This window comes from Paenibacillus sp. V4I5, from assembly GCF_030817255.1.
Classification (GTDB): Bacteria; Bacillota; Bacilli; order Paenibacillales; family NBRC-103111; genus Paenibacillus_E.
The window spans coordinates 4,104,397-4,128,875 of sequence record NZ_JAUSZB010000002.1 but is presented as its reverse complement, the minus strand read 5'-3'; the positions used below and the strand labels follow the sequence as shown (position 1 = coordinate 4,128,875).

Genomic DNA, 24,479 nt, shown 5'->3' with positions numbered 1-24,479 from the left:
TTTTAGGTTAGCTAGCACTGCCCGCCAAGAGGACCGCGGCTAGAAACACTAGCTGCAGCAGCGTTCGAGCGAGCAGTTTAGGCGTAGGTCTTCCGCCGATTGTTAATCGCTCCAGGGCTGCCTTCACATTGGCTGGGAACATGGCTATTAGCAGTATCGCCAAGCAGATGGAAGCCACGCGGGAGGTAGCGGGGAGAAGAATGCCGACGGCTCCGGCAATTTCCAGCCAACCAGTGGCAGTAACCAGCAAACTTGGGCTCGGGAATGTGGGCGGAACCATCCGGATCAGGTCTTGTCGTTTTTTACCCCAGTGGGCGGAAGCGGTAACCAGCAGCATGGTGGCTACCGCTATTTGAAGCGGAGTTTGCCAACCGTCTAAATAAGACCAGCCGAACAGACCTAGAACCCTAAATAGCGTAAACGAAACAACAAGCACATAAAAAGGTATCATGGATAACCCTCCGTTAAAGTCTATTGGCTTGAATTGGTTTGTAACATATCTCTCATAAACAACGAATAATCTTGGGTATTAAAAGAAGTCCCAGCTAGTGGAATTGAAGAGCGCAAGCGTAAACCGAGTGAGATCAGAACGAATATCTCCGCTGTCTTATCCGTATCCACTGATTCCGGAATGACCCCATGATCTTGGCCAGTCTGTATCCATTGTTTGGATACAGACACAGACCGTTCATAATACTGCTTGAGCACATCCGCTACGAGAGGCTGATCCTCTTTTCCAAGTAGATACATCAGCACTTTGTTCGTGATGTCCTGACCGTCTTCCAAAGCTGAAAGACTTTCTGTAATCTTCTGCATAGGATTATCGAATGTTGAGCGGCCTTGATCTACTTCGTTCATGAAACGTTTGTTGGTCTCTTCAAGTCGTTCTTGCAATACCCAAGCAAAGATTTCGTCTTTACTCTTCACGTAATGGAAGATAGCCCCCTTTGACAATCCTGATTTCTCCATGATGTCTTTCATTGTGATCGAGTGACACCCTTTTTCCCGTATCAGTTCTTTGGTTGAATCCAGCAGCAGCTTCGTTGTTTGCTGCCTGCGTTCCTCTTGCTTCAAAGTAATCCCTCCGTGTACGTTTGTAACCTAATACGTCGATTATTTATATTTCTATGTATGCATTATACATACCGACCATTGGTTTGTAAATGGGTTAAAATTATTATTGGACGACAGAGGCTGTCGATTCATTGATTATTCCTCCTCATAAAGGGTAGGCATACCCATTTCTTGCGAAATGGCCTGATTAGGGGCTAATTGTTGTACATTATGCAACATCGAGGGGAGAGAGGCGGGATTTAAGCAGCAATTGTTGCATTTTCTACAACAGCATTCAACCGTGAATAAAGATTCATTCACCCATGAATAAATCGACGGTCTCCAACATACAAACAAGCGCATACCGCCTAAATGGCGGTATGCGCTTGTTTGTTATCAATTTCTGTTCTAGACAGGCAGAAGAAGTACTTTGCCTGAGGTCATATTCGCCATATACTGCTGGATGGCATCTACGGTTTGACTCATTGGGAAGTTTTGGCTAATCTCGGTTTGGATCTGTGATCCGATTGATTTTTTCATCGAGCCCTGCAGGGCGAGAAGTTCAAAGATCGATTGTGTTTTCACCCAATCGGATGCCCAGAAACCGGCGATACGTTTCCGGCGAAAAACAAGATCATCGGCGTTGATCGTTGTCGTTTTTCCTCCCAGAAGGCCGTATTGGAAAAGGGTCGCGCCATTAGGAAGCGCCGATAGCACGAGGCCCGTCAAGTCGCCTCCTACGGCATCAAAACACACGGTAGCTCCAAGCTCATGGGACTTCATCTTTAAGTCCTTCTCGAAGGTAGCTGAGCTGCTATTGACGATATGCTGTCCGCCTAATTCTCTCAGCAGCAGTTCTTGTTCTTCCTTGCGAACAATACTAATCACAGGAATGCCATGCTCTTTGCCGAGCTGTACTAGAATTCTGCCAAGTGCGCTAGCACCGGCTGTTTGAACGATCGCTTTGGATTTATGCTGCTTGGCTATCTTCACCATAGCCATGGCACTCGCTGGGTTGACGAAGAAGACAGCACCTTGCTCATCAGATACATGATCTGGGAGCACCATGCAGGTCATAGCACTAGCCTTGGTATAGGGTGCCCAGGAGCCGAAAACTTCGGATACGAAGGCGACACGCTTCCCTTTTAACATGCGTGCGACAAGGCTGCTGCCTGTCGCGATGACGGTTCCGCATCCTTCCATGCCGCCAACCGAAGGCAGTTCTCGTTGTATGCCGTAATGACCATGCAGAAATAATAAGTCGGCGGGATTAATGGAGGCAGCATGTACTTTAATCAGCACCTCGCCGCTATTTATTTCCGGAATGGCAGTCTCACTAAATTCAATACCTGAAATCCCTCCATACTCCTTGATCATAACGGCATTCATTATCTTCGTCATGCGAGTAGACCCACCCCATCTATTTGCGTATAATGTTCTCTACTGATTATATATGACTGCTGCAAAAGTGGGAATATTTATAACTGTCTGATAAATCCATGAGCGATATTGACATCCGACGGCATGAATTTGGTAGCGCCTGATTTGATCAAACCAGCAAGAACGACACAATTAGAGGCAATAGCCCCACGCATCCATTTGGGATCGAAGGGAGAGTTGGCTTCTAAGGTTTGGATGTCCTGCGCTGCCAATTGTCTGGTTAGTTGGGTGAAATCATTTCTATGGCAATACAGATCATCCTCAAGCTCGATCTGGAAATGGCTCAAATACGTTTTCTCGCCGCCCGTATACGCAAACTGCTCTAAGGAAGCCGGTAAACGGCAGGAGAGCCATTTGATACAAGTGGCAATCTGTCTTTGATCTGGAGGTCCAAGCAAGTTGAATTGTTGGTTAAGATCTGAGATGCCGAATGGAATCAGATAAGGAGCTTCACATTCACTTGTAATAATTTGGATGCTGCCTCCCCCGGCATTGATCACATCAAGATCACTGGGGATATCCGATTCGGCTATAGCTTTCTTCAGCAAATCAGCCTCCTCTTTCTGGCTAATGGTTCTGTAAGCAATCCTCAAATTCCTACAAACTTCCTGCATATGTTCGGACAATTGAGGTGATCTTCGCATCGCTTCTGTACCAATAGCTTCGATGTTTCCTTGACCAAGGCCTTCGATAAAGGAGCCCTGCGTAGAAAGCAAAGACTTTAAAGTACCTTCGATAGACGGCAGATCCACCCCGCTCTCCAGAAGCTCCCATGTTAGAACATCCACTTGCTCAATATGATCGTTTGATTTCTTGAACACTTTGGCACTATGACTTCCCAAATCCAAAATTAATTTGTTACTTTGCATAAGATCTCACCCGTTTGTTCCATAGTTTGGTTATCCCCTAGCATGGCTTCAGAAGTCCAATACTAAAGGATCAACGATTTCTATGTCAACCAATTTTTGCTAAAAATTAGTAAAAGTTTGTATAAAGATCTAGTTTCAACAAATTGCCTTGTTTTACGACAAAGAAAGCATCATTGCCGGATGTTTATGAGAAAACCTCTATCCAGGCCATTCAAAGATGAGCGACCGCGTTTAGATGTAGGTTTTATCGCCAATAAGAAAGCGGTTTTCGGGAACCGAAAACTTATACTTTCTTATGTGGTCAAAAAAGATGACCCAATCCTCGAAAGGATTGGGTCATCTTCACATGACAAATTTATAGCCTACGCCCCACACAGTTTTTATGTATTTCGGTTCTTTGGGATTAACTTCAATTTTTCTGCGCAAATTCGTAATATGGACATCAATAGCACGGTCGTTGATGTAGGAATCGAAACCACGCAGTGCATTTATGAGATCTTCTCTGCGGTAAACGCGTTCGGGGTGCTCGTACAGCAGCCGGATAAGCTCAAATTCGGAGAACGTCATTTCGATGGACTCGCCCCGGACGTAGAGCGTTCTTTTTTCCAAATTAATGTTTAAATCCATGGCAGGTACGGTAACTTTATGTTCTACATGAAGTCTTGGAGTCTCGGGAGGGTGTCCCAGTTTGAAACGACGTAAAAGGGCTTGTATTCTGGCTTTCATCTCATGCATGCTGAACGGTTTGCATAAGTAATCGTCAGCACCTACTGTGAATGCTTCAATCTTTTCGCTCACTCTGGAGTCGGATGAAATGATAATAATGGGCACAGGAGTTATGTTCCGAAGTGATGTACACAGCTCAGTTCCTTCAAAGTCAGGAAGATTGAGGTCGAGCAGAATGAGATCCGGTTCGAACTCACGCAATGCTGCAAGGCCTTCCTGACCATTGTGGGACCTTAGGACTAGGAAGTCTTCCTCTTTCAGATACATACAGATCATTTCTCCGATAATATCATCATCCTCAATTAGTAGAACTCTGTCCATTAGAAACTCCCCCAAACTAAGCTAAATTTTCCGATGCAAAATTGTGAAATGAACAGAGGGAATGCATGCGCTAACACTTTACTCATTAATTCTATTATACGGTGTCGAAATTTAAGAGTAAACCGCTATCATTGACATTTTAAGAGAAATTGTTAGTAAAATATTAGCGAAATTAGAAGGGGGAATTCGTACCATTTATGTAAGTAACCTAATATGTGGAAAGTATAATAGAGATAATGCGTAGTTATTGCTTGTAAGGGTGGTGGGGAAATGGGTCTTTTGGACGGGTATGGTGTTCTAATTGTAAGTGAATCAAGTGAATTAAGATCAGAAGTGGGGTCCTTAATCGAGAAGGATACACAGTTCGTAATGACAGGTATGGCGAAGCAAGGAAATACCGTACTTAGCTGCATTTTGGCTAGTAAACCGGATTTGGTCATTATTGATTTAGATATGGTTAACTCAGATGGACTACTTGCGCTTCATCTTATTATGAATCATAGTCCTATTCCTGTCATAGTACTTAGTACGCATACACCCGAAGGTTCTATGAAGACGATTCAAGCGATGCGGCTAGGTGCGGCAGATTATTTTCATAAAGAAATGTTATCCCAGGAATTTAAAAATAAGATTATGACCTCCTATTTTCTAGAACGATGCAAAATGGCCATTCAAAACGGGATTCAAGGCGTCTATGACACTCATTTTTATTCAAAAGGAATGGTAGAAACCGTTATTTCCGCCTCCCTGCCACATAGACAAGATCAGTTCCAAAGGCGCATGGACATCGAGTTTCACCTGCGAAGAGCGATTGACAATCAGGAATTTCATCTCGTTTATCAACCAGTCGTTGATGTATATTCGAATCGAATTGTAGGACTAGAGAGCCTGATTCGTTGGAATAACGCTACTTTGGGTCATGTACCTCCTTCTGATTTTATCCCTATAGCGGAAGAAAGCGGTCTTATTCATGAAATTGGGGAATGGGTACTGAAGGAAGCCTGCATGCAGAACAAGCGGTGGCAGGAGGCTGGCCTTTCCAAAGTGTTCGTGGCAGTTAATCTGTCCAGACGACAGTTTAATGATAGCCGACTTAGCCGGATGATTCAGACTATTTTGGAGGAAACAGGCTTACAGCCCAAGTACTTGGAGCTCGAAATTACCGAAAGCATGAGCATGGAAGTTGAGCTGGCCGCAGACGCACTTCGTCAGCTGAAGAAGCTGGGTGTTCGTGTCGCGATGGATGATTTTGGCACCGGATACAGCTCGCTCGGGTATCTCAGAGATTTTCCCATTGATAAAATGAAAATTGACCAATCCTTTATTAAGGGCTTGAAACATAAACAAGTGAATGCGGTTATCGTAAACACAATGGTTACGATGGCTAGAAATTTGAATCTTATGGTTGTTGCGGAAGGTGTAGAGACAGAGGAGGAGCTTCAAGTACTTCGGGAGTGCGGCTGCAGGCTGGTCCAAGGCTATTATTTCAGCCAGCCGGTCATGGCGAAACGTATCGAGGAAATGCTGCATCTAGAAACAAACAAACAGGATAGCGTGATTATCCTACATTCTAAGTCGATATAGGCTGGTGATTATTCTGTTTCACGCTTTGATTACCAATTTTGCTATTATAACGATTTTTGTATTATTCGTGGAACAGTTTTTCATTACGGCGAAACTAGATCAGAAGCCTACATGGCTCTATAAGATTTCCGTAGGACTTTCTCATGGCGTGTTGGTTGTTGTCCTCATACACTTTGGTGTCAACGTTGATGATCACGTTAGTATTAATTTTCGAGGAGTAGCCTTGCTGCTTGCTACTTATCTAGGAGGATTCACCTCCTTAAGTATTACATTTGCATGCTTATGGGTAGGGCGCTTCTTCCTTGAAGGTCACATTGAAATTTCGCAGCTAATATTTGGAACAGTAGCCGTCACTGGGGTAAGTCTTATATTTGCTAGAACACGTTCGTATTGGCTTAAATGGGTTTATGGAGGAGTCATTTTCTATCCGTCCTATTATGCGATGACGTGGCTTGTTTATCGAACGCCGCTTGATATCATTATCAGCTATATTGGCGTTCAGATGCTCTGTGTGTTTCTTGTTTCTTGTTTTCTGCGATATTTAGTCCGGGCTCGTGAATATAAGCAGCAGGTTTATCAAGTGGAGCAGGAACTTATCGATATGCTGCGGTTTCAAGCAGGGTTTACGTTTAAAATCCATAAACATCTGGATCAATACGTTTACATCTTATTTGAAGGACAGCTGGTCTATCAACTTGGTCTGAGGCCTAGTCAATTCATCGGCAAAGAATTGGACGAAATCCATGGATTAAGTGAAGAGTTTAAACAATTAACTAAGCATTATTATGATAAAGCTTGGCAGGGGGAGCGAGTCACGTTTGAATACGACTGGGGTGGTTATACAATACTTGTTAACCTACAGCCGATATATAAATATGGTTCCGTCAATGAAGTGATTGGATCTGCCGTGGATGTGACCGAGCACCGTGCAGCGCAAATCAAAGCGAGAGTCAGAGATGAGCAGTATCGGACGTTGGTGGAAAATTCGGAGGATTTTATTTTCAGATTTCGACTGGACGGAAGCATCTCCTCTACGAACTACAAAATGCATCAGACCTTTCAGCTAGAGCCAGAGCAAGTAAAGGGACAGCAATTAACGGACCTGGTCCAGATGGATGATCCCGAGAAGTGGGAGCGGACATTCGTACAAACGATTGAGAGAGGGAAAACGCAACAATTTGCAATCAATTTCCTGCTTCCGGATGGCAATCAGCATGCGTATAACGTCACTTTGTCCCCTTTATTCAATGAGGATAAAACAGAAATCACCGGCGTCACCGGCACGGTCCATGATATAACCGACTTGAAGAAGCGGGAAGAAGCAGATGAGTCCAACAGGGCGAAGAGTAAGTTTCTAGCTAGGATGAGTCATGAAATACGCACGCCCCTGAACGGTATTATTGGACTTTCTTTACTTTTACAACGAACCGAATTGACGGCGATTCAGAAGGATTATTTGGACAAAATTGATTGTTCCTCGAATGTCCTGCTTGCAACGATTAACGATATTCTTGATTTTTCGAAAATAGAGGCAGGGAAAATGACCTTAGAGATGGTGGATTTCTCACTAGAACTATCGCTCCAAAAGGTGGCCGATCTGGTCAGCGTATCTATAGGCAAGAAGCGAATCGAGATCATGCTGGATACTCCAGCAGATTTACCAGATATCGTTAGCGGGGATTCATTTCGATTAGAACAAGTGCTCATAAATTTATCTAATAATGCAATTAAATTTACCAAGCAAGGCTATATCCGATTGAAAGTACGGCTCGAGAAATATGTGGACGAAGGAGTCGTTGTTTCTTTTGCGATGGAAGACTCTGGAATTGGTATTTCTAAGGAGCAGCTATCGCAGCTATTCTTACCATTCTCGCAAGCGGATACATCTATAAGCCGCAGGTATGGAGGTACCGGATTAGGACTTGTCATTTGTCAGCATTTGGTGCAGTCTATGGGGGGCGTCTTGCAGGTGGATACAGTACTTGGGGAAGGCAGCCGCTTTTATTTTAGCCTGATGTTTGGTACAAAGGGCAATGTAGGGAAAGCGGCAAATCGGCTTCACAAGCACGTTGGGCTGCCGCAGGGGAATAACCGTGCGCTCTTAGCTGAAGATCATCTCGTTGTTGCGCAGCATATATCTGAGCTCCTAGGTTCCTTTCAGTTTCATGTGGATACGGTTACAACCTCATTCGATCTGTTTGCCTCATTTGAACATGATAGCGCGAACAAGTTGGCAAATGACTATATATTCTTGGATATGCAAATGGATCAAATGCAGCATCCCGCCACTTGGCGCCATGTCTTAGCTTCGATAGATCGCTCACAGACGAGAGTGATTGCGTTTACAACACTTGAAGGCAGAGAGGAAATGTCCGAATTGCCGTCAGAGCTGAAAGCGGATGCAGTTATTGTTAAGCCCGTCAGCAGGCTGACATTGCAGAACTGTTTACACGCTTTGAATCAACGTAGACTGGAGGCATTTCAAGCCTCTGAAAACAATTTCATGGATGTAAATAAATCGACTTCCATGTCCAAAGGCAGTATTTTAGTTGCTGAGGATAATGAAATTAATCAATTGGTGATTATTGGCCTGCTTGAACAATTAGGTTACCAAGCGGTTATTGCGCAGAATGGCTATGAAGTCCTCGAACTTGTTGATCAGCAGGAATGGAAACTGATTCTAATGGATATTCATATGCCTCAGATGGATGGTTATGAGGCAACACAGAGGCTGAGGAAGATCAAGCTGATGAATAGGATCCCGATTATTGCCCTCACGGCAGATGTCATGATGCAGGAACGGTCGGAAGTTCTTAAACTTGGGCTGAATGACATCTTGATTAAACCAGTAGATGAAAAGCAGCTTTCCGATATGCTTGAGAAATGGTTTAATCCGAGTTGGTTATTTGAAATCGAGGGTATAGACACCACACAAATAATGAGAAACATCGATCATAAAATACATATTTTTCAATATATGATGGAGAAATTCAAGCAGGATTACCGTAACTTCTCAGAGCAATTTTACCTACTTATCACCAATCAGGAGAATACGACTGCACGCAGGATGGTTCATACGCTTAAAGGTATTGCTGCCAATTTCTACGCGGAGCCGTTGTTAACGGCGGTTCTGGCTTTGGAAAAAGAGATGGTAAACGAAATAAATTTGGCTGTCTGTCATGAGGGGATTATACGTATTCAGAATGAGATTGATCGGATACTTGGCGTGAAGCAAGATGTCCTGCAAGCAAATTACTGGAGTGTTAGATGACTGGTTGTAAAGTTGGAAGCTGCCGCGGCGGCTTCTTTCTTTTTTTGAGGAAGAGAAAATTGAATGATAATCTGGAAGAGTAAATGAAACTTTTTCCTATTTCTGACGTTTTAGAAGATGTGGTACCTTATAACACTCCAGCATTTATCACCGTTACAATATGGTTCATACAATCTTTAATCGTTGCTCATCTTATTGGTTATTTCGTCAATAAATTATTGAATAGATATAAAATATCGGATATAGATTGGAAATTATCTGTACATCTTACTGTTGCTATTCTTCATATCGTTGTCATCAGTGTTCTGATCATTGTCTTTGCGGGATTTGAAGATTTATAGTGAAAAGGCAGGAGTCCTATATGAGAACAATAAAAGTTTATCATTACGATGCATTCAGTCATATTCCTAATATGGGTAACTCTGCGGGCGTCGTATTGGATGGCGAAACGCTTTCTGACGTTGACAAGCAAAAAATAGCAGAGAAAGTTGGTTTTAATGAAACGGCTTTCCCGCTTAAGTCCGAAATAGCTGATCTCAAGATTCGCTTTTTTACACCTGGTCATGAAATGAACCTCTGTGGCCATGCTACAATGGCAACCCTTTATGCCTTGAAAACTAAAGGGTTGCTTGGGGATCAAACCGATCTGACGATTGAAACAAAAGCAGGCGTGTTATCGATTAGACTTGACTCGCATCTGTATAAAGGGATTTACATAACGATGCAGCAAGCTCCTCCACAATTCCAAGAGTTTAATGGCTCATTAGAACAATTGGCATCTGTTATGGGGATTCAAGAAGAAGATATTGAAACCAATCTTCCAACATTGTATGGAAGCACAGGCATATGGACGTTGTTAGTTCCGATAAAAAACCTTAGTGCTTTCAAAGCAATGAAACCGAATAATAAGTACTTTCCAGAGGTATTAAAAGAAATGCCAAAGGCGTCTGTTCATCCTTTCTGCTTAGAAACATACGATGTATATTCGCACATGCATGCTCGTCATTTTTCATCTCCATTTTCCGGTACGATGGAGGATCCGGTTACTGGAACTGCTTCTGGAGTAATGGGTGCTTATTATGCCAAATATATAAACAAGGAAGCAGACTCTCCACTAAACCTTTTGATTGAGCAAGGTCATGAAATGGGCAGGGATGGCAGAATTCACGTAACAGTAACAACTAGCAACGGTCAGAATGAAATAGCGATTACGGGTACTGCTGTTCTTGTTAAAGATTTCGAGGTTTTCATATAAGCTTATATAGCCTGTTTTTTTATACTTTAACTTGGGGGAGTCCGGTGAAGAAGGGTCCAAGGTTTTGAATGAAATCCACTCCTTTGAGTAACACTAACGTGAAGTGTACTTAAGATAATGGAGGGATTTCTTTGGATCAAAATGAATTGCACAAGAAGCTTGAACGCCCTAGCTGGGCAAAAACCTCGAATCCGGAAGAGAATATGGATAACGTTATCTCGAATAATGTGGAAGATGAGGAAGCTCCGTCTAACTATCAAGCGATGGGTGAAAGCTACAGCGATACGACGAACTTTGAAGTTAATAAAGAGCCCGGCCGATTAAATTAAAATGAAAAAAGAGCCATGTTGAGAGTTTTCAACATGGCTTTCTTAATTAATGTAGATTCGCTCGTTACCTCTCTCTGCAATCTGTCCTTGTTTAAACGGACTCTTTATTTCTTGTATGCTCCATATAATCGACTCCCCAGTCTCCTAACAGCTGCAGGACAGGAATCAGTCTTTGACCGATTGGTGTAAGTGAATATTCGACTTTCGGTGGAACTTGGCGGTAAACCTCGCGATGGACTAATCCGTCGCTTTCTAGATCCCTGAGGGTATTTGTAAGCATCGACTGGGTTACTTCCGGTATCGCTTTATGAATCTCACTGAATCGTCTTGCCGTATCATGCAGCAACCACAGAATAATCACCTTCCATTTCCCTCCGATTAAACTTTGTGCAGTAAACATGGGACATTTTAAAAACTCTTCTCCGTACTTCTTCATTTATATTCCTCCAATACTATGGTTTTTGATAGTATCTATTAAAAATAACAGTACTTGTGATTCTTGTAGGTATCTATTATTCTACTATTGTAGCAAATGCAAAACAACAGTTCATTTTTTAAACTCGTTCCATTCACATGAAAGGGCTCTCGCTTTTAATCTTATTGAAGGGAGCACGTGGTACGAATTAATCTCGGCTTTTTGGCGACACGTTGTAACCAATTGAGTTACATCAAAATTACAAGGAGGATTTTTTACTATGAAAAAACGAATTGCTTCTTGCGTGGTAACCGGACTTTTTCTTATTTCGTCTTCGATGCCGGCTTTTGCTTCTGATGCAAAGGCAGATATCAAAATCATGATTGACGGGCAGCAGGAAACCTATACGGATGCCCCAATGATGCAAAATAATCAAGTGTTGCTGCCGTTAAGAGCGGTTGTAACGAAACTGGGATTTCAAGATGACAATGAACATATTGTTTGGAATGCGGCTGAAAAAAGTGTCACTCTTCATAAAGACAATACCAAAATTTATTTCCGTTTGGGCAGTCAAGAAGCGAATGTCGGCGATAATCTGATAAGCTTGCCGGCAGCATCAGTTTTATCTGAAAATGGAAAAACATACGTTCCTGCCGATTTTTTTAAACAAATCTTAGGTAAACAAGTAACGTGGGACGCGTCCTCCAAATCTGTGTCTATCACAACAAGCAAGAAAGAAAAAGCAACCCTGGTTTTGGAAAGTTTCGAAACCGGAGATCCGGCAGCTATGGAGAAATGGATCAGCCCGGATACATACATTCAGCATAATCTTGCTTTTCCAAGCGGCAGAGAGACTGTGATCGGGGCCATCAAGCAATTGAAAGGAGCCGGTGTGACGTATGATATCAAAAGGGTGATCGAAGACGGAGATTATGTAGCCGCTCATGCCGAGGTTAACCTATTCGGTTCCAAAAAAGCGGTATTCGACATCTTCAGATTTGAAAATGGAAAGATCGTCGAGCATTGGGACAATCTCCAGGATTTAGCCGCGCCCAATCCAAGCGGGCACTCGTTGGTAGACGGTGCGACCGAGGTTGCCGATCTGGATAAGACGGAGGCGAACAAAGCACTTATCAATCAGTTTTATAAGGATGTCTTTATGGGCGAAAATCCAGCGGCATTTCCGACCTACTACAACGGCGATAATTATACCCAGCATAATCCTATGATTGGCGATGGCGTGTCGACCGTGATGAAGGCTTTCGAGGAATTTGCCAAGCAGGGAGTCATTTCTGGTACTTCTACTATGCACAAGCTCATCGGTGAGGGCAACTTTGTTTTGGTCATTAGCGAATCGAATTTCGGCGGAAAGCCATCTGCCGTCTATGACCTTTTTCGGGTGGACAATGGTAAGATCGCAGAGCATTGGGATATTATTGAAGCCATTCCGCCGAAAGATCAATGGAAAAATGAAAACGGGAAGTTTTAAATTTTAAACGAAGGAAGGAAGGAATTTATCATGTCTATTGTAATTACAGGTGCTACAGGTCAACTTGGAGGTCTCGTTATTCAAAATCTTGTGGGCAAAAAGGTGCCCGCGAATCAAATTGTGGCTGTTGTTCGTAATGTGGAAAAAGCCTCCGCTCTTGCGGAACTTGGCATTGAATTGCGTCATGGGGATTATAATGATCAGGCATCGCTCGAAAAAGCATTTGCCGGAGCGTCCAAACTGCTCTTTATCCCGAGTCCGGATGCCCATGATGAAACGTTGCGTATGACTCAACATACCAATGTAGTAAATGCAGCTAAGACTGCACAAGTAGGACATATTTTATATTACGGATTTGCTTTTGGCGAGGAGTCCAAATTAGTTCTTGCTCCAACACATGTATCTACGGAAAATCTCATTCGTACCACGAATATCCCTTATACATTTCTACGCAATTCACTCTATTCAGATGTTTTCATTAACCCGCAGGCGATAGGTGCAGCCGTACAATTTGGAGCAGTGGTTACGAATGCCGGAGATGGAAGAGTCAATACGGTGACTCGCAGCGATCTTGCTTTGGCCGGCGCCGTGGTACTTACACAGGAAGGTCACGAAAATAAATCGTATAATCTTGTTGCGAGTGAAACGTGGAGTTTCGGCGAACTGGCGCAAGTAATCTCGGAGGTATCCGATAAGCAAGTTGTTTACCAGTCCGTTTCGTTTGATGAGCAGAAGGGCATTCTATTACAAGCAGGTCTTCCTGAGCCTTTAGCAATCCTGTTCGCAGGGATTTATCAAGCTATTTCCGAAGGAGAGACATCGAAGACTTCCGATGACCTGAAGAAACTCATTGGGACCCTAACACCTCTTAAAGAAATCGTCAAGCAAGCTTTGCAGGGTTAAGGACGGCACTGTTTTTGAAAGTAATTTAAAAGACGACTCAAATTCATTTCCTGAATTCTAGAGTCGTCTTTTTATTAATTGCTATAAGACTTTTGGAATATCGTTAACTTCCCTATTGGCTAGGAAGTTATGTAATATAAGCTTCAATCCATCCGGATCGCTAAGCATCGGTAAATGCCCGGTATCCAGACTTTGCACCGATTGTGGAGAAAGATTTGAGATCATTTTATTCTGTAAGGAGAGACTGAATTCTTTATCTTTAGTTAATTTCACATAAAGCTTTGGTACAGCCGGAACGGACACATCGATAGGGTCTGTATAAACACGAACGGACTCTGGAACGAATCCTTTTACAATATCCGAAGTCTGCTCCGGTGTAAGGTCATTGCATAATCCGGCTCGGATCGCAGACTCGGGTGGTTTCGTACCCATTTTCCGCAAAATGGTAGACATCAGGATCCTCTTGGGGAATGGCAGAACGGATAAAAATGACCCCCCATTCTTCGGAATTGCCGCTCCAACTGCGACAAAGCCTATCAAACGATCGGATAGTTCTGATGCAAGTCTAAGAGCGAGAACGCCTCCAAGTGAATGGGCAACAATAACAAACTTCGGAGTCTCCCATGCATCTACTTGCCTTTTCAAATGGCTCACATAATCCCCTAGAGTAAGCTCCTTCCTCGATTCAACAGAACCTTTCCTATTAGGGAAATCGATCTGTAAACAGGGATAATCAAGCCCCTCAATAACTTTGTCCCAGACGCCACTTTGCAAGCCTGCTCCATTAATAAATACGAAACCCGTCTTCTTATGTGTAAGTTCTTGTGTATTCATCTTTCATTTCCTCCTCGGATCATTGCTTATGATTGGTTTATAAGATGAGGATATCATATAAATAAGACAATTAATGTCTTATTTATATGATAAAATGAAATAAAATATCTCGAGAGCGGGGGATGCGGTTGCAAAAGTCACAGCGGCTAATCCAACTGATTATGATGGTTAACGCCAGAAAGTCCTTTACTGTTAAAGAGCTGGCTGGTGAATTCGGGTTATCTACTCGAACGATTACACGGGATTTACAGGAACTGAGTGAACTAGGCGTTCCCATCTATTCTATCCAGGGGAGAGGGGGCGGCTATAAGCTGCTGCAGGAGAGATTACTTCCCCCGATTAGCTTCTCCGAAAGCGAAGCGGTCGCCATGTTTTTCGCCTGCCAGTCCTTGGACTACTTCAGCTCCTTACCTTTTGGCGATGGGGCGGGCTCTGCGCTGCATAAGTTTTATCATTACTCACCTTCTGACGTAAGGGAGCAGATAGATCGTTTAAAGAATAGGGTTGCGATCTACAGCCCGTACCGGCTCATGTCTCCGGAAATTCTTCAAACCCTTCTGCAGGCGATTATGATTCGCAGTGTGGTAACGATAGATTACAGTTCTAGCAGCGGCGTGTTGAAACGTAACATTCAGCCTATCGGTTTGTATGCGAGTTCTGGTTATTGGTATTGTCCTGCCTATTGTTTTTTACGTGAAGAAATTAGGCAGTTCAGGGCGGATCGGTTCCTCTCCGCTTCTCTGAACGATTCGATCCCTTGTAGAGAAGACATCGAACAAAAAACCTTGCTGAATAAGCCTGAAAAAGACCATCTGGAACAGAAAGTGCTTCTACTGGAATTGACCAAAAAAGGCGTGTGGCAGCTCGAGTCCAATACTCGGTTTGCCTCTACTATACAACGCAACGAAGACGGTAGCGGGACTGCGGCTGTTCCAATTGCGGCTGAGGACGTGCATTTCTATGCGGATCTTGTCTGGCAACTGGGGGAAGAAGCCAGAATAATGGGGCCAATTGAAGCTATTGCATACATCGAGCAAAAAATTGAATCCATGCGACGATTATATAGCAGATTGAATGATTAGCCATTTGCAACGTAAGTCAATCCATAAGATAACCAGATGAAATGGTAGACATTGACGGCTCCGTAGATCAAGACGGTGAGGGTCAAACAGGGCTGGACCCAGACCCTTTTGGGAATACGGGGATAGATGGCCATTAGGATCAAAGGAAGTATCAGTTTAATAAAATAATATCCACCCACGTGCCACTCGTAAATGTGCCGGATAAGTGGATTTAATTCCTCGATGAATGCCAGTTGCAGGCCAATATCGGTGAAAAACGCATCGCTACAACATAAGAGAAGTAACCAAATAAGTGTTTTACTGATAAAAAATTGACGAAAGACATCCATAGGCGTCCTCACTTTTCAACGGCAAGAATGAAGTGGAAATGATAAGGTTATATACGGATGATACATAATGTAACTTTTGAAAGCAATAGGCCAAGTGTAAATAAAAGGACTTCCAACTAACTCTTGGTTTTGTGGTTAGCGAACAACAACAGTCCGAATGAGATCAGGATTATGGCTGCTGCCCAGCACCATGCGAGGGTTAGATCACCAGATTCAACAGCCATATATATGGCGGTAGGCAATGTTTGGGTTTTGTGAGGGATGTTGCCTGCTATCATAAGTGTTGCACCGAATTCCCCCAGCCCTCGAGCAAAGCCAAGAATGTAAGCTGTCGTAACAGAACGCCATGCCAAAGGTAACGTTATATATCGTAGAACTTGCCACTCGTTTGCTCCCGTTGATCTCCCTGCGTCCTCCAGATCTTTGTTGACCGAGGAAAATCCGGTTTTCATCGTTTGATAGACTAAAGGAAAAGCAACCACGATCGAGGCGATCACCGCAGCCCCCCATGTGAATATGATCGACTGATTGAAGAAGTTTTCCATGAGGTACCCAATCCAACTCCTTTTACCCAGTAAGACCAGCAAGATAAAGCCTACGACTGTCGGAGGCAGCACCAAAGGCAGTAGAAAGGTAGTTTCTAACAATGTTTTTCCGCGAAAGTTCCGCCGCGACATTCCCCATGCTGCTAATCCACCAATCAAAAGAACAAAAATGCTGGATACGACGGCAACCTTTAATGAAAGGATTATAGGATAAGCAAATTCTGCCCAGTTTATCTGTGTCATCATCATTTTGGAATAGAGAAACCGTATTTTACAAACACATCTTGGGCTTCTTTACTTTGAAGATATGTGTAAAAGTCAGCGGTTTCTTTGCTGTGTTTTGTTGCTTTTACAATTCCGGCAGGATATTCAATAGACGTATACGTTGTTGGATCAACACTAAAAGCTGCTTTCACATTTTTTGAAGTCAACGCATCAGTCTTATAAACAAAACCGGCTTCAGCATTCCCGGACTCTACGTAGGTAAGTACTTGGCGAACATCCTTGCCCTGTACGATTTTGGCTTGAAGTGTATCCCAAATTTTCGCGTTAGTCAATGCCTCTTTGGCATAGCTGCCAGCAGGGACAGTCTGCGGTTCTCCGACTGCTAAGTGCTTGATCGTTTCGTTTGTTAAATCTGCTATTTGTTGTACAGTCACTTTACCATCAGCTGGAACAACGAGAACTAATTCATTAATAAGCATGCTTTTTTGCTGTGATGGCTGAATCAATTGCTTATCGACTAGGGTTTTCATATTTTTAGTCGCAGCCGAAAAGAATAAATCTACAGGAGCTCCTTGTTCGATTTGCTGTTGCAGAGCCCCTGAAGCTCCAAAGTTAAAATTGAGTTTAATTTGTTTATTTTTGTTCTCGTAATTCGTTTGAATCTCCTTGAATGCATCGGTTAAGCTTGCGGCTGCGGAAATCGTTAATTCTACTTTCCCAGTGGGTATTGATGTTGAACTTGCAGCAGGTTGCTCCTTCTTGCTCGCACAACCTGTGATAATCATGGCAGTTATAACGAAACATAATGAAACATAACTAAACATTCTTATTTTTAACATCGTAAACCCTCCGAGTTTGAGTTTATATCTATTTGATAATAAATAAAATTGTATAATTAGTGATAATTATATAAAACCATATTTAATTAGTAAACAACGGGATTGAAATACCCTATTTGTCAGCTTATGATAGATGATAATGAAAAACATGCTTTTGGAGGTTTACAATGACAGCTGACATTTCCTATACAACGGAAGAAATATCTAAACTTTTGAAAATCTCCAAACTAACTGTCTATGATCTTATAAAAAAAGGGGATCTGCCTTCCTATCGTGTCGGTAAGCAAATGCGCGTAGACGCATCGGATCTCGAAGCATATAAAACACGTACGAAAGGAGGTATGGCCTCTATCCTCAAAAAGGATCTGGCCGAACCTCCTGCACAGCTGCAATTCCAAGCTGCCTCATCTTCGAAACAGTCTCTTGTTATAACTGGACAAGATGTTAGCTTGGACATTTTAGCCAAACATATCGAGAGACATGTAACCAATTACAGACCGCTTCGTTCTTACGTGGGAAGTCTGGATAGCTTAATTTCGATGTATAAGGGTGAATCTGATATTGTCAGCACTCATTTGCTGGATGGTGACACAGGTGAATATAACATTCCCTATATCCGGAAATTGCTGACGGGTTCTTCCTATCTGGTTATGAATCTCGTTTCTCGATCGGCCGGCTTATATGTTAAGCAAGGAAATCCCAAACAGATTTACGGCTGGGCGGATCTCAAGAAGCCTGGGCTTCAATTGGTCAATCGTGAAAAAGGTTCCGGAGCACGTGTTCTTCTTGATGAACAGCTCCGTCTTCATGGAATTCCTTATCAGCTGCTAAGCGGTTATGAGCAGGAGGAATCGAATCACATGGGTGTGGCTGGTAAAGTCGCCACGGGTGAAGCGGATTTCGGAGTTGGGATTGAAAAAGCAGCCTATATGGTTGGCGGCGTTGAGTTCATTCCGCTTATTCAAGAACGATATGACCTTGTCATGTTAAAAAAACCGGAAAATCTAGCATGGATTGAGAGAGTTAAGAAGGTCTTACAATCCGAATCCTTCCATAATGAGCTGCGTCCTATCCAAGGTTATGATTTATCGCAGACAGGACGCATTCTATTCGAGACTTAACTAGGTGACGCAGGGGAAGATGCCAGTTTGAAATATCATCATGCGACTTATACATGAATATAAAAAGCTTACCTAATCGCAAGCGATTAGGTAAGCTTTTTAGGTACAATTTAAAACACTTTGGTCGTCCAGGATTCACAGTTCCATGTATCAGTCACGATATCACGGTAAAATTCCGGTTCATGGGAAATCAGCAGGATGCTGCCTTTGTACACCTGGAGAGCACGCTTCAGTTCATCCTTCGCATCGACATCCAAGTGGTTCGTCGGCTCATCGAGCACGAGTAGGTTCGTCTCTCGGTTGATCAGCTTGCAAAGCCTAACCTTAGCTTTCTCACCACCGCTGAGTACCACAACTTTACTCTCGATATGCTTCGTTGTGAGACCGCATTTGGCTAACGCCGCGCGTACTTCGAATTGTGAGAATGAGGGGAATTCATTCCATACTTCCTCAATACAGGTGTTGTTATTGGAATCCTTGATCTCCTGTTGGAAGTAACCAATTTGGAGGTTATCTCCCTTTTGTACAGACCCGGATAACGACTTGATTTCACCCAAAATACTGCGCAGCAAGGTCGTTTTACCGATTCCGTTCGCCCCTACAAGCGCGATCTTCTGACCTCGTTCCATGCGAAGGTTGAGCGGTCTGGATAAGGGATCCTCGTAACCGATAACGAGATCGGTCGCTTCAAAAATCAGCTTACCAGCCGTTCTCCCCTCCTTGAAGTTAAACTGAGGCTTCGGTTTTTCTCTGCCCAGCTCGATGACTTCCATCTTGTCCAGCTTCTTTTGCCGGGACATCGCCATATTCCGCGTCGCGACACTCGCTTTGTTACGGGCAACGAAGTCCTTCAATTCAGAAATTTCCTGCTGTTGGCGCTTATACGCGGATTCAAGCTGTGATTTTCTCATTTCGTGAACCTGCTGGAAATGCTCGTAATCGCCAACATAGCGGTTTAAGGCTTGATTTTCCATGTGGTAAATCAGGTTGATAACGCTATTTAGGAACGGAATATCATGTGAGATAAGAATGAAGGCATTCTCATACTCTTGCAGGTAGCGTTTCAACCATTCGATATGCTGTTCATCCAGATAGTTCGTCGGCTCATCGAGGAGCAGAATATCTGGTTTTTCGAGCAGAAGCTTGGCAAGCAATACTTTTGTCCGCTGCCCACCGCTTAAATCATTGACGTCTTTATCCAGTCCAATATCGGTAAGGCCTAGTCCACGGGCGGTTTCTTCGATCTTGGCATCGATCATGTAGAAATCTTGATTCGTCAATGTATCCTGAATCGTTCCAACATCTTCAAGCATTTGCTCAAGCTCTTCTGGCGTTACGTCGCCCATCTTGGCGTACATATCGTTCATTTCCTGTTCCATATCGAACAGATATTGAAAGGCTCCCTTTAAAATGTCGCGGATCGAAAGGCCCTTGTTAAGTACAGCATGTTGATCCAGGTAACCAACACGCATACGCTTGGACCATTCAACCTTGCCGTCATCTGGCTGGAGCTTACCTGTAATGATGTTCATGAAGGTGGACTTCCCTTCACCGTTAGCGCCGATGAGTCCGATGTGCTCGCCCTTGAGTAAGCGGAAGGATACATCGTTGAAGATAGCGCGGTCTCCAAAGCCGTGACTTAGTCGTTCTACGTTTAATATGCTCATGAATGACACCTTTTCTTTTGAACTTTAATCTTATTTTATTATAAACGATAGGTAACGAACAACACCAAAAAAGACCATCAATTTAGAGCAGCTAGAAATCGCTATATTTGTTGTTATGGTTACATATTCCTTCATAGGTTTTACCTGGCATGGCGGTCACTCAACTTTGAATTGCCTCGATAGAGGTTTTCTCACTTTGGGCTGCTATCCCTAATGATATATCCTTGTCCAAGTTCAATCTGGGTGAAACCTGCCATATGGCGTGCTTGAAATCCGATTGGCTTGTTTCTGCCCATGATAATGATATTTAGTATGTCGGCGGCACTCTCAGATGGCAGGGCAAACGATTTGATATAAGCATATTCCTCGCTAAGAGTCGTATGAATGGCGTTAAGGAGCTGATCATTCTCGCCTTTACCCATCAGATTCATGATGATAGACCCTTGGGAATCGAGTTTCTCCCTAGTTATCCTGAAAAATTCCCTGGATGTTAAATGCAGAGGAGTCCCCTTCTCCGTGAAGGCGTCCAAAATAATATAATCGTAGGTCAGCGGTTCCTCACTCCCGAGAATCTGGCGTCCATCACCAACAATCACATTATCCTTGCGGTATCCAAAAAACCTCTTGCTTAACTCCACGACCTTATCATCGAGCTCCGCTACTTTAAATCGTTTCTCCGAATAATGCCCTGCTATCGTTCCAATTCCGTGTCCAATGACAAATGCATCCTCAAATGACGGGGTGTTGAAATCCATTAAATGGATAATAGCCCGCGGATATTCAAATAGGATTCGTTCGGGATTATTTAAATCCATCGCACCTTGTATAGCCTTATTGGAAAACTCCAATACTCGGAAATTCCCTTTCTCACCATACAACTCCGGCGTGTCGTATACAGATATCTCGTGATTATGGTTGACCTCTTTAAACAGTAAATCCAAGTCAAGTAGCTCCTTTTTAAAAAGAAAATGTATGCATGTAAAGATATTATCTCCATTATGATTTAAAAATGAATATATGGTTGCAGTTAAATTTATTTATAAAAGCTGACAGACAGTTGTCACAGTATGAATGTTATATTTTCTATATTAAAACTAGTAGGAGGAAATATACATGCATGCAGCAGTTACTGAAAAACAGATTTTTGGCAAAAGAATAAGAACAAATAATCAAAATACAGATAAAATACTTAGTCTGTGGGAAGAGTTTCTTCGTTTAAACATAAAAGGTGATATATATGCAGTTTATAATAATTATTCAAGTGATTTTACAGGTGATTATGATTTGCATATTGGTACTGAAGAGAAGTTTACGAATGAAAGTAGTGTCATAATTCCAGCAGGAAACTACCATGTTGTAGAAGTAGATAATACGGATCCACAAGGTGTCTATCATACTTGGGTGGAGATCTGGAATAGTGATATTAAAAGAGCATATAAAGCTGATTTTGAATGTTATTCCAAGGATGGCAGTATACAAATATTTCTATCCATTTAATAATGAATAGGAAAGAGAACCACAACCCGTTGTTGTGGTTCTCTTTTTGTCTTTTTAATAACAAATTATCGATTGCGTTGTAACACCAAATATCCGCTAAAACTTGAAGTTTTTTTCTGGAACACCACTTTAAAACCGATGTCATTGTCTAATAAGCAGTTTAATGCATTGATAAGCAATCCATTGGGTACCAACGTAAACCTACAAGGTTGAGCACTGCCAATAACACGAGCAGCTATAATCCTGCGTGCTGAACCAGGATTTAGAGGGTTCCTTGTCCAACTGATCAATACTAAATCAGGCTGTAAAACAGCTTTTGCACGAGCCATTCCGATCACCTCGTTTCTATATTAGATTCAATATATAAAATGCAAAGTAGATTTATAGTGTGCGAAACAAAAGGCGGAGTAATGAACATTGGCATTCATGAAAAAAAGACCTCTCAGCTGCCGATTAGGGCGTGTGAGGTCTGGGTTCAGGGCTGAGAAGGCCGTATCCGACTTCTCAGCGGGTTTTCGCTGATTGTGTCTTCTATTCATGATGGTTTGCGTCTATAAGGAAACCACAGGAGTCGTTTATCCTTGCGTCACTCGCCGACCATACTCGGCTTTGCGATAATCCTTCGGCACAATGCCTTTGCTTTCTCGAAAAATACGGGAAAATGTTTTGTACGAGCCATACCCAACCTCTAAAGCAATCTCCGTCACGCTCATGTCGGTGGATACTAGCAGGCTGCACGCATGGCGCAATCGCAGATCGTGCAGGAAATGAACGAACGTTTGGCCAGTCGTTTGTTTAATGACCTCGCTGATGCGGGATACACTCATCGTGAACCGTGAGGCGAGGTCAGACAAGGCCAGATCCTCCTGATAGTTCCGGTGGATGTAGTGGATGATTGGCCAAACCGAAGGACTCGTTTTCGCCCCTGAGAGCGGCAATATTTCTGCAGCTTCAGCCTGTCCCGCTTGTTTCCAACGATAACGATCGAACCGAACAAGAATTTCCTTCAGTCTCGCTTTCAGCAGCGTCTGCCTGTAGCGTTCGTTCGCGTTGTACTCTTTGTACATATCTTCAATGAGAGCACTCATTTGCTGTTGATCTTGCCCGCTCAGTTGGACGTAGCCTGGCAGGGTATTCGTATCATTAAACAAGCCGGACAAGCCTTGATCGTTCCCTGGCTCCATAAGCAGGTCCATACTGAAAGAGCAGTTAAACAGGACTAGATGCTCCCCCGGATCTGTGAAAATTTCATGCACCTGATAGGGCAGTACGAACGTAAAAGTGCCTGGTGTCATCGTATGTTTCACATCATTTATGGTTTCTGCTCCTCGGCCATTGACGACATAAGAAAACTCTAGGTAATCATGGCGATGTGCCCGAAAGCCTCGGTCGAGCGTATTCCTGCTGAAGTGGAATGGGAAAGATGAGTCCATATTGGGATACGTTTTTAGATAATCGGGAAAGTACGTCATAGTGAGGCTGATCTCCTTCGAAAAAATGGGACGTTTTCCGAAATTACGGTACGACTTCTTGCTGCACTTATTTTACCATAAAAGGAGATCGAACAGGATGTGCATATGAGGAGGAACGAACAGTGGGAAGCGTTAACAAAATTAGAGTAGGTATTATTGGAGCGGGGAATATTGGCGGGGTTCATATTCGTGAGTTTTCAAAGCTAGCCAATTTATGTGAAATTACGGCGATTACGGATGCCTATCTGCCACTCGCAGAAGCACGTGCGCAGGAACACGGTATTCTTTACGTGCCGGCAACCCCTGAAGAACTTATACAAAGTGCGAATGTAGACGCTGTAATTATCGGTGTGCCTAATATGCACCATGCTTCGCTTGCTGTACAAGCGATTGAAGCAGGCAAGCATGTGCTGATTGAGAAGCCAATGGGTATCAATGCGGAAGCGGCCAAACAAATTTACAAAGCCAGTCAAGCATCAGACAAAGTCGTCATGATCGGTCATCAAATGCGTTGGGAATCCGTACCCCTTCAAATCAAGGAGCAGGTGGATGCGGGTGAACTCGGCAAGATTTATACAGCGAAAACAGGTTGGTTCCGCCGCAAGGGTATTCCTGGTTGGGGCACCTGGTTTACGAAGATGGAGGAGTCAGGCGGGGGCCCGCTGATTGATATTGGCGTTCATATGTTGGATCTTGCCCTCTACTTGATGGGGAATCCGAAGCCAGTGTCGGTATCGGGCGCTACGTATGCTGAATTCGGGCCTCGTCGCAAAGGAATCGGAACTTGGGGTACACCGAACTGGAACGGTACGTACGACGTCGAAGATTTGGCCACTGCTTTGATTCGCATGGAAGATGGCAGCACGCTGACGCTGGAAGTGAGCTGGGCCGTGCATATGGATACGGACAATACACCGTTCGTTCACCTGATGGGAACAGAAGGCGGAGCGAGCTATCGCGGAGCTAACGGTAAGCTGTTAACGGAGAAGTTTAACAAAGCGATCGAGACCGATCTGAAGAAACCGGATGATGATGAGGGTGAACGTCTGCGCCTCAGCCTTCATTTCCTAGATTGCATTCGTGAAGGCAAACAACCGATAACATCGGCACTCTCCGGCTATACGAACAATTTAATTCTCGATGCCATTTACGAATCTTCACGAACAGGGAACGAAGTGAAGCTGAACTGGAACGAATAACATCACACTTGGAG

25 protein-coding genes are annotated in these 24,479 nt (G+C 43.3%); 11 read left to right on the top strand and 14 right to left on the bottom strand.

The genetic code is table 11. From position 1 onward, the window contains the following. Positions 1 to 7: 7 nt before the first annotated feature. From QFZ78_RS20590 to QFZ78_RS20570, 5 genes are all read right to left on the bottom strand, one after another. Complete coding sequence (locus QFZ78_RS20590; RefSeq protein WP_307550385.1) at positions 8 to 451, bottom strand: DoxX family protein; 444 nt, start codon at positions 449 to 451, stop codon at positions 8 to 10. A 20-nt stretch (positions 452 to 471) separates the two neighbouring features. Then, complete coding sequence (locus QFZ78_RS20585; RefSeq protein ID WP_307550383.1) at positions 472 to 1,074, bottom strand: TetR/AcrR family transcriptional regulator; 603 nt, start codon at positions 1,072 to 1,074, stop codon at positions 472 to 474. 387 nt (positions 1,075 to 1,461) lie between these two features. Then, a complete protein-coding gene (locus tag QFZ78_RS20580; protein WP_307550381.1) occupies positions 1,462 to 2,454 on the bottom strand; it encodes a zinc-binding dehydrogenase in 993 nt (330 codons plus the stop codon). A 77-nt stretch (positions 2,455 to 2,531) separates the two neighbouring features. Beyond that, positions 2,532 to 3,362, bottom strand: coding sequence for a Ppx/GppA phosphatase family protein (locus tag QFZ78_RS20575; protein WP_307550379.1), 831 nt, complete (start codon positions 3,360 to 3,362; stop codon positions 2,532 to 2,534). A 342-nt stretch (positions 3,363 to 3,704) separates the two neighbouring features. After that, positions 3,705 to 4,409 (bottom strand): response regulator transcription factor, encoded by a 705-nt coding sequence (locus QFZ78_RS20570; RefSeq protein ID WP_307550378.1) that lies wholly within the window; start codon positions 4,407 to 4,409, stop codon positions 3,705 to 3,707. A gap of 270 nt (positions 4,410 to 4,679) precedes the next feature. Between QFZ78_RS20570 and QFZ78_RS20565 the strand changes: the two genes are divergently transcribed. From QFZ78_RS20565 to QFZ78_RS20545, 5 genes are all read left to right on the top strand, one after another. Beyond that, a complete protein-coding gene (locus QFZ78_RS20565; protein WP_307550377.1) occupies positions 4,680 to 5,993 on the top strand; it encodes a GGDEF/EAL domain-containing response regulator in 1,314 nt (437 codons plus the stop codon). A 4-nt stretch (positions 5,994 to 5,997) separates the two neighbouring features. Next, on the top strand, positions 5,998 to 9,264 hold the full coding sequence (locus QFZ78_RS20560) for a response regulator (protein WP_307550376.1): 3,267 nt from the start codon (positions 5,998 to 6,000) through the stop codon (positions 9,262 to 9,264). 83 nt (positions 9,265 to 9,347) lie between these two features. After that, complete coding sequence (locus tag QFZ78_RS20555) at positions 9,348 to 9,605, top strand: hypothetical protein (RefSeq protein WP_307550374.1); 258 nt, start codon at positions 9,348 to 9,350, stop codon at positions 9,603 to 9,605. 20 nt (positions 9,606 to 9,625) lie between these two features. After that, positions 9,626 to 10,519, top strand: a complete 894-nt coding sequence (locus QFZ78_RS20550) for a PhzF family phenazine biosynthesis protein (RefSeq protein ID WP_307550371.1) — start codon at positions 9,626 to 9,628, stop codon at positions 10,517 to 10,519. Between the two features lie 131 nt (positions 10,520 to 10,650). Next, complete coding sequence (locus tag QFZ78_RS20545; RefSeq protein WP_307550369.1) at positions 10,651 to 10,848, top strand: hypothetical protein; 198 nt, start codon at positions 10,651 to 10,653, stop codon at positions 10,846 to 10,848. A 91-nt stretch (positions 10,849 to 10,939) separates the two neighbouring features. On the opposite strand, the gene QFZ78_RS20540 is transcribed toward QFZ78_RS20545, so the two are convergent. Continuing rightward, positions 10,940 to 11,284 (bottom strand): winged helix-turn-helix transcriptional regulator, encoded by a 345-nt coding sequence (locus QFZ78_RS20540; RefSeq protein WP_307550367.1) that lies wholly within the window; start codon positions 11,282 to 11,284, stop codon positions 10,940 to 10,942. Between the two features lie 259 nt (positions 11,285 to 11,543). Here QFZ78_RS20540 and QFZ78_RS20535 point away from each other — a divergent pair, with 259 nt between their 5' ends. Further along, positions 11,544 to 12,752 (top strand): stalk domain-containing protein, encoded by a 1,209-nt coding sequence (locus QFZ78_RS20535; RefSeq protein WP_307550365.1) that lies wholly within the window; start codon positions 11,544 to 11,546, stop codon positions 12,750 to 12,752. Positions 12,753 to 12,782: 30 nt separating this feature from the next. Beyond that, positions 12,783 to 13,655 (top strand): SDR family oxidoreductase, encoded by an 873-nt coding sequence (locus QFZ78_RS20530; RefSeq protein ID WP_307550362.1) that lies wholly within the window; start codon positions 12,783 to 12,785, stop codon positions 13,653 to 13,655. An 81-nt stretch (positions 13,656 to 13,736) separates the two neighbouring features. On the opposite strand, the gene QFZ78_RS20525 is transcribed toward QFZ78_RS20530, so the two are convergent. Next, entirely contained in the window at positions 13,737 to 14,489 is a 753-nt protein-coding gene (locus QFZ78_RS20525) for an alpha/beta fold hydrolase (protein WP_307550360.1), read from the bottom strand. Positions 14,490 to 14,617: 128 nt separating this feature from the next. On the opposite strand from QFZ78_RS20525, the gene QFZ78_RS20520 reads away from it, so the two are divergent. Beyond that, positions 14,618 to 15,571: a helix-turn-helix transcriptional regulator gene (locus QFZ78_RS20520; protein ID WP_307550358.1), complete on the top strand. Its 954-nt coding sequence runs from the start codon at positions 14,618 to 14,620 to the stop codon at positions 15,569 to 15,571. Here QFZ78_RS20520 and QFZ78_RS20515 read toward each other — a convergent pair. From QFZ78_RS20515 to modA, 3 genes are all read right to left on the bottom strand, one after another. After that, on the bottom strand, positions 15,568 to 15,900 hold the full coding sequence (locus tag QFZ78_RS20515; protein WP_307550356.1) for a DUF5658 family protein: 333 nt from the start codon (positions 15,898 to 15,900) through the stop codon (positions 15,568 to 15,570). The two genes, QFZ78_RS20520 and QFZ78_RS20515, sit on opposite strands and share 4 nt — an antisense overlap. A gap of 116 nt (positions 15,901 to 16,016) precedes the next feature. Continuing rightward, complete coding sequence (modB, locus tag QFZ78_RS20510) at positions 16,017 to 16,688, bottom strand: molybdate ABC transporter permease subunit (RefSeq protein WP_307555814.1); 672 nt, start codon at positions 16,686 to 16,688, stop codon at positions 16,017 to 16,019. Positions 16,689 to 16,690: 2 nt separating this feature from the next. Continuing rightward, complete coding sequence (gene modA / locus QFZ78_RS20505) at positions 16,691 to 17,509, bottom strand: molybdate ABC transporter substrate-binding protein (RefSeq protein ID WP_307550354.1); 819 nt, start codon at positions 17,507 to 17,509, stop codon at positions 16,691 to 16,693. Between the two features lie 167 nt (positions 17,510 to 17,676). On the opposite strand from modA, the gene QFZ78_RS20500 reads away from it, so the two are divergent. Beyond that, positions 17,677 to 18,630 (top strand): helix-turn-helix transcriptional regulator, encoded by a 954-nt coding sequence (locus QFZ78_RS20500; RefSeq protein WP_307550352.1) that lies wholly within the window; start codon positions 17,677 to 17,679, stop codon positions 18,628 to 18,630. A gap of 110 nt (positions 18,631 to 18,740) precedes the next feature. Here the strand turns inward: QFZ78_RS20500 and QFZ78_RS20495 are convergent, their stop codons facing one another. After that, positions 18,741 to 20,297: an ABC-F family ATP-binding cassette domain-containing protein gene (locus tag QFZ78_RS20495; protein ID WP_307550349.1), complete on the bottom strand. Its 1,557-nt coding sequence runs from the start codon at positions 20,295 to 20,297 to the stop codon at positions 18,741 to 18,743. Positions 20,298 to 20,488: 191 nt separating this feature from the next. Further along, entirely contained in the window at positions 20,489 to 21,238 is a 750-nt protein-coding gene (locus tag QFZ78_RS20490; RefSeq protein WP_307550347.1) for a spermidine synthase, read from the bottom strand. A gap of 172 nt (positions 21,239 to 21,410) precedes the next feature. On the opposite strand from QFZ78_RS20490, the gene QFZ78_RS20485 reads away from it, so the two are divergent. Continuing rightward, positions 21,411 to 21,794 (top strand): GyrI-like domain-containing protein, encoded by a 384-nt coding sequence (locus QFZ78_RS20485; RefSeq protein WP_307550345.1) that lies wholly within the window; start codon positions 21,411 to 21,413, stop codon positions 21,792 to 21,794. 65 nt (positions 21,795 to 21,859) lie between these two features. Here QFZ78_RS20485 and QFZ78_RS20480 read toward each other — a convergent pair whose 3' ends face one another. Next, positions 21,860 to 22,123 (bottom strand): hypothetical protein, encoded by a 264-nt coding sequence (locus tag QFZ78_RS20480; RefSeq protein WP_307550343.1) that lies wholly within the window; start codon positions 22,121 to 22,123, stop codon positions 21,860 to 21,862. A 246-nt stretch (positions 22,124 to 22,369) separates the two neighbouring features. Beyond that, positions 22,370 to 23,266: an AraC family transcriptional regulator gene (locus tag QFZ78_RS20475; RefSeq protein WP_307550341.1), complete on the bottom strand. Its 897-nt coding sequence runs from the start codon at positions 23,264 to 23,266 to the stop codon at positions 22,370 to 22,372. Positions 23,267 to 23,388: 122 nt separating this feature from the next. Here QFZ78_RS20475 and QFZ78_RS20470 point away from each other — a divergent pair, with 122 nt between their 5' ends. After that, positions 23,389 to 24,465 carry a Gfo/Idh/MocA family protein gene (locus QFZ78_RS20470; RefSeq protein WP_307550340.1) on the top strand — a complete coding sequence of 359 codons (1,077 nt, stop codon included), beginning with the start codon at positions 23,389 to 23,391 and terminating at the stop codon, positions 24,463 to 24,465. The last annotated feature ends 14 nt before the right edge of the window (positions 24,466 to 24,479 follow it).